Genomic DNA, 13,089 nt, shown 5'->3' with positions numbered 1-13,089 from the left:
GGACTGCAACCCCATGCGCCAGGTACTGCTGATCATCGACGTGCAACCCTGCTTCAACCCGCCGGCATGGCTTGTGGACGGCATCCATGCCCTGCTCGGCCGCCTGCCCAGCGTCGCCACCGTCGAGCGCCACGACGAAAGCATCACCCCCTTCACCCGCCAACTCGGCTGGCAACCGGCGCCGGACGACGACAGCCTGGTGGCGGCGGATCGCATCTTCGTCAAGCACGGTTATGCGCCCACGCCCGAGACGATTGCCTACCTCAAAAGCCTGGAACCGCAGCGTGTGTTGGTGTGTGGCATACAAACCGACACCTGCGTCCTGGCGGCGGGGTTTGCCCTGTTTGATGCAGGGTTGCAGCCGACGTTGATCAGCGATTTGACCGTGGGCTCGTCGCTGGATCGGTCAGGGCAGCTGGGGGTGGATTTGTGGCGGCATCACTTTGGCAAGGTGCTGGATCGGGAGCAGATTTTTGCGGCAACCGCGCCATGAGCCCTTTCCCTACCCTACACACCCAACGCCTGTGCCTGCGCGAGCTTGTAGCGAACGACGCACCGGCGCTGTTCGATATCCACAGCGATGCCGACAGCATGCGCTGGTTCGGCGCCGACGCGATGACCGAGCTTGCCCAGGCCCAAGCCCTGATCGAAACCTTCGGGCACTGGCGCACCCAGCCCAACCCCGGCACACGCTGGGGAATCGAATGGGAGGGTGAACTGATCGGCAGTTGTGGTCTGTTCAAGTGGAACCAGAAGTGGAACAGTTGCGCACTCGCCTGTGAGCTGGCGCCCCACGCGCGTGGCCAGGGATTGATGAGTGAAGCTATGCAGGCAATGCTCGACTGGGGCTTTGAACAGATGCAATTGCATCGAGTGGAAGCCTGGGTGCATCCGCAAAATACCGCTTCGCTCAAGCTGTTGGAGCGACTGGGTTTCAAAGCCGAAGGAACGTTGCGCGACGCGGGGTTCTGGAATGGCCAACGACACGATCTGGATGTATTGGGGTTGTTGAGCCATGAGTGGCTGAACAGGAAAACCACAGGTATTTAACCAACCCTACCTTACACATTGCGCCAGATATTCCAGATGAGAATATGACCTCACGCCTCCTACAAGACATCAGCCCCCCTCGCCCGCCGTTGAGCTGGAGTGAGACACGGGAGACTCACGACCAAGGTTTGATCAAGTACCGGGAAGTTGGTCGAGAGCTCGCAATCAAACGACCTGATCTGGTGAGCCGTGCCAGTTGCTATGGGCGCTGTGCGGTGCAGACGACGGGGTGACTGCTGGAATTGCTCGGCGAAAACCGCTCGCGGTAGGCCTGGGGCGTCACCGACAAGACGCGCAGAAAACTGCGGCGCAAGGTTTCTTCACAGCCAAAACCACATTGCACGGCGATGCGTTTGATTGATGCCGTGCTCTCGGCCAACTGCCTGCGTGCGGTTTCGACGCGGATCAGTTCCACGGCGCGCGCCGGGGTCTGGCCGGTTTCGTTGCGGTAGTGGCGCACGAAGCTGCGTTCGCTCATGCCGGCCTGGGCGGCGAGGGTCGGAATGTTCAGGTCGAGGGTGAGGTTTTCCGCCATCCAGGCGTGGAGTTCGGTGAAGCGGCTGTCGGCCTTTTGCAGGGACAGGGTCACACTGAATTGCGATTGCCCGCCCGGGCGCTTGAGGAACACCACCAGGTGGCGCGCCACTTCCAGGGCTACTTCGCTTCCCAGGTCTTCTTCCACCAGCGCCAGGCACAGGTCGATGCCGGCGGTGACGCCGGCGGAGGTCCATACCGCGCCCTGGCGGATGAAGATCGGGTTGGACTCCACCGTCAACGAAGGAAATTTGCGCGCCAGTTCTTCGCAACGCGTCCAGTGGGTGGCCACGCGGCAGCCATCGAGCATGCCGCTGGCGGCCAGCAAAAACGCGCCGGTGCACACCGAGGTCATGCGCCGCGTATGCCTGGCTTTTTCGCGCACCCAGTCCACTAGCGCCGGGTCTTCGGCGGCGCCGTAGACGCCCCAGCCACCGGCGATCACCAGGGTGTCGCACGGCGCGTCGATGGCCGGCAACGGCTCGGCCACCAGCGCCAGGCCAGCGGAGGTCATCACCGGGGCCGCCTGCGCAGCGACTACCGAAACCGCGTAGGGCAACGGCAGACCGCGCTGGCGCGCCAGGTCATTGGTGGAAGCGAACACCTGCAACGGCCCGGTCACATCGAGCACCTGGGCGTTGTCAAAAGCGAGGACATGGACGATTCGAGGCATGATTGGCGTGATCTGTGGGCTTAATGGCGTATCCGCCAAAGCCTAGGCCCCTAGAGTGGAGTCGTCCACCCCTTTCTCGGAGCGCTGTCCATGACCTTGCAAATCGGCTTTGTGTTGTTCCCCGGCATCCAGCAACTGGACCTGACCGGCCCCTATGACGTTCTCGGTTCGCTGCCGGACGTGAAGTTGCACCTGGTGTGGAAAGACCTCGCGCCGGTCACCTCCAGCACCGGTCTGGTGTTCACCCCGACCGTGACCTACGCCGATTGCCCAACGCTGGATGTGATCTGCGTGCCCGGCGGTTCCGGGGTCGGCGCGTTGATGGAAGACCCACAGACCCTGGACTTCCTCAGCACCCAGGCGCAGACCGCGCGCTACGTGACCTCGGTGTGTACCGGCGCGCTGGTGCTCGGGGCGGCGGGCCTGCTGCGCGGGCGCAAGGCCACCACCCACTGGGCCTACCACGACATGCTCGCCCCGCTCGGCGCGATCCCGGTGCAGGATCGTGTGGTGCGTGACGGCAACCTGCTGACGGGTGGCGGCATCACCGCCGGCATCGACTTTGCGCTGACATTGGCGGCGGAGTTGTACAGCGAAGCGGCGGCGCAACTGGTGCAGTTGCAGATCGAATACGCGCCGGCGCCGCCCTACCACTCAGGCAGCCCGGACACCGCGCCCAAGCATGTGCTGGAAGAAGCACACAAACGCACGGCGCAATCGCGCCGGGTGCGCGGCGAAATCGTCGCACGCGCCGCCGCACGACTCGGCTGACTCCGCCTTGCCCCCACCAACTTGTAGTGAGCGGGCTTGCCCCGCGCTGGGTGGCGAAGCCGCCCCAAAACCAGGCACCTCGGTCTTCCTGAAACACCGAGTAGCCGGGGTTTAGGGCGGCTTCGCCACCCAGCGCGGGCAAGCCCGCTCACTACAAGGGCGAGTCAGGTGGGGCGCGACATCACTGCCAGGCGCACGGCCAGCAGCGTGAGCACCGTCGCCAGTCCCCATTTCTGCAGCCAGGCGCTTTTCGAGCGTTTGGCAAAGAACCGGCTCAACACCCCGCCAAACGCCCCCAGCAAGCCGTGAAACACTGCGGCGATCAACGTCAACACGCCGCCCAGCAGCATCAACTGCACGGCAATCGAGCCTGCTTCGGGCCGGACGAACTGCGGCAAGAACACCACAAAAAACAGCAACGCCTTGGGATTGAGCAAACTATTGAACATCGCTTGCAGAAACACCCGTCCCAGGGGCACGCGGTTGGCCGGGGCCGCCTCCAGCCCCGGGCTTTTCTGCAAGGTCTTGAACACCAGCCACAGCAGGTACACCACCCCGGCATAGCGGATCAGGTCGAAGGACGGCGGCCAACTGGCTACCACCGCCGTCACCCCGGTGGCGGTCAGCGCGGTCAGCAGCAGGTCGGCCACACCGATGCCCAGGGCCGAGGCCATGCCACCGCGCCAGCCGTGGGTCACGCCATGGCTGATGACAAACGCCATGTTCGGCCCCGGCGATAACAGCAACAACAACACCGCACCGCAAAAAACCGCCAGGGTCGCCAGGTCGATCATGCTCAAGCCCTCCACCGGGAAAAGCCTGCAGACTAATCCGCCCACCGCATGCCGACAAAAAATTGTGCTGGATACATTGCCCAGCGGTGATTGCTCATTGCCATAGCCAACGTCTAGAATGCGAAACATTATCAATTAAGACTGTTGCGCCGGGATGCCCATGTCGAGCGATCACCCACTGGACCCTGCCGCCATCGGCCAGCTTTACCAGGCGCATCATTCCTGGCTGAACGGCTGGTTGAAGCGGCGCACCGGCTGCCGCGAGCATGCCGCCGACCTGGCGCAAGAAACCTTTGTGCGCCTGCTCAACGCGCGCAAGCAGCAAACCTTGCTGCAACCGCGTGCGTACCTGAGCAGCATCGCCCGCAGCCTGATGATCGACGGGTACCGCCGCCGCGAGCTGGAACGTGCCTACCTCGAAAGCCTCGCGCACTTCCCACAGGTCGAGGTGCCGTCGGAAGAAACCCGCCTGCTGATCCTCGACAGCCTGGAACGCATCGATCGCTTGCTTGATCAACTCAAACCCCGCGTACGCGAAGCCTTCCTGCTCGCGCAACTGGACGGCCTGACCTGCGCGCAGATCGCCCAACGCCTGGACGTATCCAAGGCCACCGTGGAACGCGACCTGTCCAAGGCGCTGCACGCCTGCTATCGGTTACGTTATGCCGAACGCTGACCAGCGCCTGGTAGACCAGGCCATCCAATGGATGATCACCCTGCGCTTCAACGTCGCCGACGACGCCAGCACCGCAGCGTTTGAACGCTGGCTGCACAGCAGCCCCGAACACCAGCGGGTGTGGCACCGGGTCGCGACAATGAATGACGACTTCAACCATCTGCCCGCCCAGGTCGGGCGCCGCACCCTCAGCGGTGCGCGGCAACGCATCAGCCGCCGCGAAAGCCTCAAGCTGCTGGGCCTGGTGGCCGGTGCGGCCGGCTTGAGCTGGTTCGGTCGCGACTACACACCACTGCCAGCGATGATGGCCGACTACCGCACCGCCACCGGCGAGCGGCGCTGGGTCGCGCTGAGCGATGGCAGCAAGCTGCAACTCAACAGCGCCACGGCGATTGATGCGACATTCACCCCAGAGCGACGCAAGGTCCAACTGCGCCAGGGCGAGATACTGGTGAATCCCAGTGTCGATACCCGCCCCTTCTGGGTGCTGACCCGCCACGGCGACTTGCGCGTCGAAGGCTCGCGCTTGCTGGTTCGCGAAGAGGCCCAAGGCACCTCTCTTGCGGTGCAACAGGGCACGGTGGCGATATTTGCCGACCGCCATGACCCCAGCGCCCGGCAGGTGATCCAGCCCGGCGCGTCGGTGTTGATCGACCGCACAGGCATCCGCACGCCCATCGCCAACGGCCTCGACCCGTGGGCCTGGAGCGACGGCGTGATCAGCGCCCACAACATGCGCCTCGACGCCTTCCTCAGCGAGCTGGCCCGCTACCGCCACGGGCTGCTGCGTTGCAGCGAAGCGGTGGCCGGACTGCGGGTGTCAGGGACTTATCAGTTGAGCGATACCGATCAAGTGCTGGCGCTGGTCGCGCAATCACTCAACGTCGATGTCACCTACCGCAGCCGCTATTGGGTGACGGTAACGCCCCGGGCTTAATCGTCCGAAAAAATAAATGAGGTGAATTCCCATTGCCGCTCGACCTGTAAGGAAAGGCCGATCAACAGGCCAGTACTTTTCACTTCCTTCAGGAGCATCCCGCGGTCATGCAAGCGTTCCCCTCCCCCCGTTCCCCTCTCAAGCGCGCAGTGCAGGCCGCCTTGCTCGGCGTCTGCCTGAGCGGCGGCGCCCTGCCCCTGGCCGTGCTGGCCGATACGCCGGCCAGTGACAGCCAGGCCCAGGACTGGAACATCGCCGCCGGCCCCCTGGCCCACGCCCTTGACCAGTTCGCCCGCCAGGGCGGTATCAGCCTGTCGTATGACGCGACAGGCGTCGCCGGCAAGACCAGCCCGGGCCTGAGTGGCCGTTTCGACCGCGAGCAGGCGCTCGGCCAATTGCTCAGTGGCCAGGGCCTGCAAGCCCAGCGCCAGGGCAACAGCACCTGGCTGCTACTGCCGCAAGTGGCCGACAGCGGCGCGCTGAACCTGGGTGCAACCACGATCACGGGCGATCGCCTGGGCGCCACCACCGAGGGCACCGGTTCCTACACCACCGGCGCGGTGACCATCGGCAAAGGCCAACACAGCCTGCGGGAAACACCACAGTCGGTCAGCGTGATGACCCGCCAACTGATGGACGACCAGAACGTCACCACCATCGACGACGTAATGGAACGCACACCCGGCATCACCAGCTACGAATCGCCCATGGGCGGCAAGTATTTCTATTCCCGTGGTTTCAAGATGCTCGGCCAGTACCAGTACGACGGCGTACCGCTGGACATGGGCAAGGACTACGCCCAGGCCGACAGTTTCAGCGCCAACATGGCGATTTATGACCGTGTGGAAGTGCTCAAAGGTGCCGCCGGCATGCTCAAGGGCGCCGGCACCGCCAGCGGCGCGGTGAACTTCGTACGCAAGCGGCCCCAGGCCAAGCCCACTACCAGCCTGTCGCTGTCCGCCGGCACGTGGGACAACTATCGCACCGACGTCGACGCCGGTGGCCCGCTCAATGACAGCGGCACCGTGCGTGGCCGTGCAGCGATCAGCCAGCAGGATCGCGGTTCCTACATGGACATTGCCAAGCGCAAGGACCAGGCGTTCTACGGCGCACTCGACGTTGACCTCAGCCCCGACACCACCCTGGGCATCGGCGCCAGCTACGATGATGTCGACGCCACGCCGTGCTGGGGTGGCCTGCCGCGCTACGCCGACGGCAAGAGCGCCAACCTCAGCCGTTCGACGTGCCTGGGCCAATCCTGGAACGACTGGCAAAGCCGGCGCGCCACGTACTTCGTCGACCTCACCCACGCGCTCAACGATGACTGGAAACTCAAGGTCGCGGCCGTGCACAGTCGCAACCTGCAAGACACCAAGTACGCTGCCAGCGAAGGCACCATCAACTACGGCGACCCAGCGCCCACTGCCCTCTCCTATGCCGCGCTGATGGACTACGATCACCGCGACTACGGCCTCGACGCCTACCTGGACGGCAAGTTCGAAGCCTTCGGGCTGGAACACGAACTGATCCTCGGCGCCAACGGCAGCCGTGGCACCCAGGACGATGTGTACGCGATCCAGAACCTGCCCACGCGCCAGGGCATCTACACGCCCAACCACCACTTGCCGGAGCCGGCCGACAACACCTTCTGGCCGAACATGTACCGCGGCAGCACGATCAAGGAAACCGCCACCCAATACGGCGCCTACGCGACCTTGCGCCTGCGCCTGGCCGAACCGTTGATGTTCATTGCCGGTAGCCGCGTGAGCTGGTACGACAACCGTCGCCAGTCCTACAGCCTGGGCTGGGGCGAGTGGTCGCTGCAGGATGCGCGCTCCAGGGAAACCGGCGAAGTCACGCCGTTCGCCGCGCTGATCTATGACCTCAACGAGCACCTGTCGGTGTACGCCAGCTACGCCGACATCTTCCAGCCGCAAAGCGCCTATGCCACCGCCGATGGCGCCGCGCTCAAGCCGAAGATCGGCGATAACTATGAGCTGGGCATCAAGGGCGAATGGTTCGACGGCCGCCTCAACAGTTCCCTGGCACTGTTCCGCGCCATCGAGAAAAACGGCGCCGAAACCGATTACGCCAGCTTCTGTGCAACCTCTGCCGATGGCTTTTGCTACACCGACACCGCCAGGGTGCGTGCCCAGGGCGTGGAGGCCGAAGTCAGCGGTGAATTGCTCGAGCGCTTGCAGGTATCTGGCGGTTACACCTACACCCAGACCAAGTCCCTGAAAAACATCGACAGCGCTCTCGAAGGCGGCTCATCCAACACCTACGTGCCCAGGCATATGCTGCGGGTCTGGGGCGACTACCAGCTCGACGGCGCGCTGTCGAAATGGAGCGTGGGCAGCGGCGTCAATGCCCAGAGCAGCAACTACCGCATGCAGACCATCAAGCTGGAACAGGCCGGTTACGCGACCTGGGACGCCCGCGTGGCGTACCGCATCGACGACACCTGGACCGTGGCACTCAACGGCAAGAACCTATTTGATAAAACTTATTACAACACCGTCGGTACCGCGTCCTGGGGCAACTTCTACGGTGAACCACGTAATTTCACCGTTAGTGTGAAAGGTAACTTCTGATTCCGCGAAAGTCCCGGTGGCAGGGCACTTAACGTGCCCTGCCCCTGCCTTGCCCCCCCTTTCCCACGTCTATTCGAAAAAGGTTTTACCGGCTGGCAGGAAAATTCCTGCATTTGTTCCTACACTCAAAATCACACACCCAAACCGAGTGCACGGACAAGGACTGTCAACAAAATGCCGCTAAAAAAACCATTAAGACCGCCTAAAAAGCCAATCCACACCATCGTCAATTCGTTGACAAGGCTTACCAAGGAAACACTCCTTTAATTACGACCCTGCAAGTTCCATTCAAACGGATAGTGCTGTTTGAATTGAACAGTTGCGTATTACCCAGAGTAGCCGTCGTTCGACTTGGCTCTATAAGCAGCATGCTGCCTTATTGATCCAACAACCGAGCAGAAAGTCTGGAGTGCAATGAGGGATGTTTTATGCGAGAGAAGTCGCGCGTCGACAGTTTGTTTTTAACACGTGCAGGTTTTGTTGAATTTTTTGTTGTTTTCGTCAAATTCATCCATGGCCTGAGTGCCATCCTTCCGCCGTTGGTCCTGGTGCTGTTCCTCGACCCGATGGCCCCCCAATTGCGCCCACACTTCATCGGCCTGCTGGTATTTTTCGCGGTCCTGACGATCATCCTGTTCCAGGCCCTGGGCATCTATTCCGAAGAATTGTTCAGCAACCGCCTGCGCCTGAAAACCAAGATCAAAGCCTGGTCGGCCGCGTTCTGCATCCTGCTGTTCATGTACCAGATCCTGCAGATGTTCCCCCAATTGACCCCACGCAATCTGCTGGCGTGGTACATCATCAGCCTGGGCCTGTTCTGCCTGGAACGCCTGATGATGCTGCGCCTGTATCGCAACCTGATGCGCAAGGGCAAATACCTGCAACGCACGGTGATCCTGGGCTTTACCGACACTGCCGTGCACGTCGCCGACCACCTGCAACGCAACGGCGACATCCGATCTGGCCTGATCGGTTTTATCGACGACCGCACCGAGCGCATCCCCAAGGAGCTGAGCAACCTGCCTTTGCTGGGCAACACCCGTGACCTGGAAAACCTGATCCGTGCCGAGCAGGTCAACCAAGTCATGATCTGCCTGCCGTGGGCCGCCGAGCAGCGTATCCACGGGCTGGTCAACCGCCTGCGGCAGATGTCGGTGAACGTGATGCTGGTGCCGGACATGGCCGCCCTGCGCTACGGGCACAGCAAGATTACCGACGTGGGCGGCATCCTGATGTTCAACACCTCGCAGTTGCCACTGCGCGGCTGGTCGCCGGTCATCAAGCGCCTGGAAGACCTGCTGCTGGCCAGCCTGGCGCTGGTGTGCCTGTCGCCGGTGATGGTCGCGACGGCGATTGCAATCAAGCTCGACTCCAAGGGCCCGGTGCTGTTCCGCCAGAACCGCTATGGCTACAACGACAACGAGATCCGCGTGTTCAAGTTTCGCTCGATGTTCACCGACCAGAGCGACTTCACCGCCGAACGCCAGACCACCCGCGAAGACCCGCGCATCACGCGCGTCGGCCGGATCATCCGCAAGACCAGCATCGACGAGCTGCCGCAGCTGTTCAACGTGCTGCTGGGCAACATGTCGATGGTCGGCCCGCGTCCCCACGCCACCGCCACCAAAGCCGCCGGGGTGCCGTTCGAAGTGGCGGTGAGCGAATACAGTTCACGCCACCGGGTCAAGCCGGGGATCACCGGCTGGGCGCAGATCAACGGCTACCGGGGTGAAACCGATACCCTCTTCAAGATCCAGAAACGTGTCGAATATGACCTGGAGTACATCTCCAAATGGTCGGTGTGGTTTGACCTGTACATCGTCTTCATGACGGTCCCGGCCGTTCTTTCCACCAAGGAAGTCTATTGATGAATGCCCTCAACGGATTAATCCCCTGCATCATTTCCGGTGGTTCGGGTACGCGGCTGTGGCCAGTGTCGCGGCAGAACATGCCCAAGCCCTTCATGCGCATGCGTGACGGCCAGAGCCTGTTGCAAAAGACCTTCCAGCGCGCCGCCAAACTGCCCGGCGTGGAAAGCGTATTGACGGTGACCAACCGCGACCTGCTGTTTCGCACCCTTGACGACTACCGTGGGGTGAACAAGGCCCACCTGCCCCTGGACCTGTTGCTTGAGCCGTTCGGGCGCAATACGGCTGCGGCCATCGCGGTGGCGGCGCTGCATGTGCAGGAGCATTTTGGCGATGCCGCGCAGTTGCTGGTAATGCCCGCCGACCACTTGATCCTCAACGAAGTGGCGTTTGCCGCTGCCGTGACCCAGGCCCGCGACCTGGCCGAAGCCGGCTACCTGGTGACCTTCGGCATCCAGCCCGACCACCCGGAAACCGGCTTCGGCTACATCGAACAAGGCGACGCGCTGGACACCGGCTTCCGGGTCAAGCGCTTCGTCGAAAAGCCCGACCTGGCCACCGCCCAAGGCTACCTCGACGGCGGCAAGCACCTGTGGAACGCCGGCATGTTCTGCTTCAAGGCCAGCACCCTGGTGGACGAACTCAGCACCCACGCGCCGGACGTGCTCAGCGCCGCCAGCGCTGCACTGGAACACAGCCAGAGCCTGCAAAACAAAACTTCGCGCCAACGCGAACTGGAGGCACAGGCATTCGGCAGCGCGCCGGACATTTCCATCGACGTGGCCCTGATGGAGAAATCCCGCAAAGTCGCGGTGGTGCCCTGCGACATCGGCTGGAGCGACATCGGCTCGTGGGAAGCCCTGCGCCAGCTCACCCCCAGCGATGCCCATGGCAACCAGGTCAATGGCGAAGCGATCTTGCACGACGTGCATAACTGCTACATCGACTCGCCCAAGCGCGTGCTCGGCGCGGTCGGCGTGCGTGACCTGATCATCGTCGACACCCCCGATGCGTTGTTGATCGCCGACGCCCACCGCAGCCAGGACGTGCGCTACATCGTCGCCGAGCTCAAGCGCCAGAACCATCCGGCATACAGCCTGCACCGCACCGTCACCCGGCCGTGGGGCACCTACACCGTGCTGGAGGAAAGCAGCCGCTTCAAGATCAAGCGCATCGTGGTCAAGCCCCAGGCGTCGCTGTCGTTGCAGATGCACCACCACCGCAGCGAACACTGGGTGGTGGTCAGCGGCGCGGCGCAGATCACCAATGGCGAGCGTGAATTCCTGATCAACGCCAACGAGTCCACCTACATTCCTGCCGGGCACAAACACCGACTGACCAACCCCGGCATCATCGACCTGGTGATGATCGAGGTGCAGAGCGGCGAGTACCTGGGCGAGGACGACATCGTGCGCTTCGACGACATCTACGGGCGCGCACCGGCCGAGGTGAAAAAATGATATGCGCACGGCACTGATCATCCCGACCCGCAACGCCTCCAGCCACCTGACGCGGCTGCTGCCGGCGCTGGCCATGCAAACCCTGCAACCAGACGAGATGCTGGTAGTGGACAGCGCCTCCAGCGATGACACCGTGGCACGCTTTCGCGCGTTCGGCGCACGGGTCGAAGTGATCGACGCCCGCGACTTCAACCACGGCGGCACGCGGCGCTGGGCCAGCGCGCAAGTGGACGGCGACGCCTTGATCGTGATGACCCAGGACGCCATCCCCGCCACCCCTGAAACCTTCGCCAACCTGCTCGACGAGCTGCAACAAGACCCGCTCAACGGCGTGGCCTACGGTCGCCAGTTGCCACACCCCGACGCCGGGGTGCTGGGCGCACAGTCACGGCACTTCAACTACCCCGCGCAGAGCCGCAGCAAAAGCCTGGCCGACGCGCCGGAGTTGGGGATCAAGACCTGCTTCAGCTCCGACTCGTTTTCCGTGTACCGGCGCAGTGCGCTGGAGGCGGTGGGTGGTTTTCCCAGGGACGTGATCGGCAGCGAAGATGCCTTCGTCGCCGCACGCATGCTGCTCGACGGCTACAAGGTGCGCTACGCCGCCACGGCGCTGGTGCATCACTCCCACGATTACAAACTCATGGATGAGTTTCATCGCTACTTCGACATTGGTGTGTTCTACGGCCGCGAGCCGTGGATCAAGCAAGCCTTTGGCGACGCCGGGGGCGAAGGCAAGCGCTACGTGCTCGCCGAGCTTGCCGCGTTGCGCAAGGCAGGCGCCTTGCACCGCGTCCCCGAAGTTCTGGTGCGCAGTGCCTTCAAGTTGCTCGGCTACCGCCTGGGCCACCTGGAACGCCGTCTGCCCCTCGCCCTCAAGCGGCGCATCAGCATGTTTCCCGGTTATTGGAGGTGAGCAGCATGACCCAGAGGAAGTCCCCCGTGATGAAACGAACCGTGCTCGCCCTGGCCATGCTGGCCCTGGCCGCCTGCAATACACCGGCACGCATCGTCGCGCCAGACAGCAAGGCGGTCGAGGACGGCAAACGCGCCCTCGAACAGCTTGCGCAACTACCGCCGGCGGTGGAGCGCATCCGCGTCGGCGATCAGTTGCGCATCGTCCGCGATGCCGGCGAGATGCCGACGCTGTCGGCGTTCAACGTCAGCACCATCTATGAGCTGACGCTGTACACGGTGCAGACCGACGGCAAGATCAACTACCCGTTCCTGGGGCCGATCCATGTCGCCGGGCGCCAGCCTTCGGAACTCGCCACCGAACTGACCGGCAAGCTCGCGCAGACCTACCGCGAGCCACGGGTGACGGTGAACATCAACCAGGCACCGGGCAACTCGGTGATCGTCGGCGGTGCGGTGAACAACCCGACGGTGGTGCAGATCGCCACGGCCAACACCCTCGAACAGGCCATCCTCGGCGCCGGCGGGGTCAGCCCGGCGGGCAATGCGAGCATGGTCGCGCTGCTGCGCGAAGACGCCCAGGGCGCCTATCGCGCGTACTTCCTGGACTTCAGCCAGTTGCTCAACACCGGCCCCAACGGGCGCAAACCCGTGCACCTGCAACGCGGTGATGTGGTGTTCGTGCCCAAATCCAACGTGGGCGAGCGCATCCAAGGAGTGGATACCTACATGAACCAACTGATCCCGTTCACCAAGTCGATCGGGGTTGGCTACAACTACACCCGGACCAGCGGCGGCAATAACTAAAGGAGCGACATCC

The 13,089-nt window shown here is 63.1% G+C and carries 12 protein-coding genes; 10 read left to right on the top strand and 2 right to left on the bottom strand.

Annotated elements, in window-relative coordinates:
* Positions 1-13: 13 nt before the first annotated feature.
* Both AC3ISR_RS10025 and AC3ISR_RS10020 read left to right on the top strand, forming a co-directional pair.
* Positions 14-493, top strand: a complete 480-nt coding sequence (locus AC3ISR_RS10025; protein WP_192300314.1) for an isochorismatase family protein — start codon at positions 14-16, stop codon at positions 491-493.
* Positions 490-1,050 (top strand): GNAT family N-acetyltransferase, encoded by a 561-nt coding sequence (locus AC3ISR_RS10020; RefSeq protein WP_463984873.1) that lies wholly within the window; start codon positions 490-492, stop codon positions 1,048-1,050. Before AC3ISR_RS10025 ends, AC3ISR_RS10020 begins: the two co-directional genes overlap by 4 nt.
* A gap of 199 nt (positions 1,051-1,249) precedes the next feature.
* On the opposite strand, the gene AC3ISR_RS10015 is transcribed toward AC3ISR_RS10020, so the two are convergent.
* Positions 1,250-2,257: a GlxA family transcriptional regulator gene (locus AC3ISR_RS10015; RefSeq protein ID WP_463984874.1), complete on the bottom strand. Its 1,008-nt coding sequence runs from the start codon at positions 2,255-2,257 to the stop codon at positions 1,250-1,252.
* Positions 2,258-2,347: 90 nt separating this feature from the next.
* Here AC3ISR_RS10015 and inhA point away from each other — a divergent pair, with 90 nt between their 5' ends.
* Positions 2,348-3,028, top strand: a complete 681-nt coding sequence (inhA, locus tag AC3ISR_RS10010) for an isonitrile hydratase (protein ID WP_463984875.1) — start codon at positions 2,348-2,350, stop codon at positions 3,026-3,028.
* 164 nt (positions 3,029-3,192) lie between these two features.
* Here inhA and AC3ISR_RS10005 read toward each other — a convergent pair whose 3' ends face one another.
* Entirely contained in the window at positions 3,193-3,822 is a 630-nt protein-coding gene (locus AC3ISR_RS10005; protein ID WP_305392372.1) for a LysE family translocator, read from the bottom strand.
* 160 nt (positions 3,823-3,982) lie between these two features.
* On the opposite strand from AC3ISR_RS10005, the gene AC3ISR_RS10000 reads away from it, so the two are divergent.
* The 7 genes from AC3ISR_RS10000 (at position 3,983) to AC3ISR_RS09970 (ending at position 13,076) form a co-directional block, all read left to right on the top strand.
* Positions 3,983-4,498, top strand: coding sequence for a sigma-70 family RNA polymerase sigma factor (locus AC3ISR_RS10000; RefSeq protein WP_192300309.1), 516 nt, complete (start codon positions 3,983-3,985; stop codon positions 4,496-4,498).
* Complete coding sequence (locus AC3ISR_RS09995) at positions 4,485-5,435, top strand: FecR domain-containing protein (protein ID WP_463985033.1); 951 nt, start codon at positions 4,485-4,487, stop codon at positions 5,433-5,435. Before AC3ISR_RS10000 ends, AC3ISR_RS09995 begins: the two co-directional genes overlap by 14 nt.
* A gap of 107 nt (positions 5,436-5,542) precedes the next feature.
* Complete coding sequence (locus tag AC3ISR_RS09990) at positions 5,543-8,029, top strand: TonB-dependent siderophore receptor (protein WP_463985034.1); 2,487 nt, start codon at positions 5,543-5,545, stop codon at positions 8,027-8,029.
* 428 nt (positions 8,030-8,457) lie between these two features.
* Positions 8,458-9,897 carry an undecaprenyl-phosphate glucose phosphotransferase gene (locus AC3ISR_RS09985; protein ID WP_463985035.1) on the top strand — a complete coding sequence of 480 codons (1,440 nt, stop codon included), beginning with the start codon at positions 8,458-8,460 and terminating at the stop codon, positions 9,895-9,897.
* Entirely contained in the window at positions 9,897-11,357 is a 1,461-nt protein-coding gene (locus tag AC3ISR_RS09980) for a mannose-1-phosphate guanylyltransferase/mannose-6-phosphate isomerase (protein ID WP_192300305.1), read from the top strand. The genes AC3ISR_RS09985 and AC3ISR_RS09980 overlap by 1 nt, the downstream gene beginning before the upstream one ends.
* Before the next feature lies 1 nt (position 11,358).
* Positions 11,359-12,270, top strand: a complete 912-nt coding sequence (locus AC3ISR_RS09975; RefSeq protein WP_192300304.1) for a glycosyltransferase family 2 protein — start codon at positions 11,359-11,361, stop codon at positions 12,268-12,270.
* A gap of 29 nt (positions 12,271-12,299) precedes the next feature.
* Positions 12,300-13,076, top strand: coding sequence for a polysaccharide biosynthesis/export family protein (locus tag AC3ISR_RS09970; protein WP_463985042.1), 777 nt, complete (start codon positions 12,300-12,302; stop codon positions 13,074-13,076).
* The last annotated feature ends 13 nt before the right edge of the window (positions 13,077-13,089 follow it).

Source organism: Pseudomonas sp. GL_117, assembly GCF_057835125.1.
Note: the sequence above shows the minus strand (reverse complement) of the source record. Positions and strands in the feature narration are given on the sequence as shown.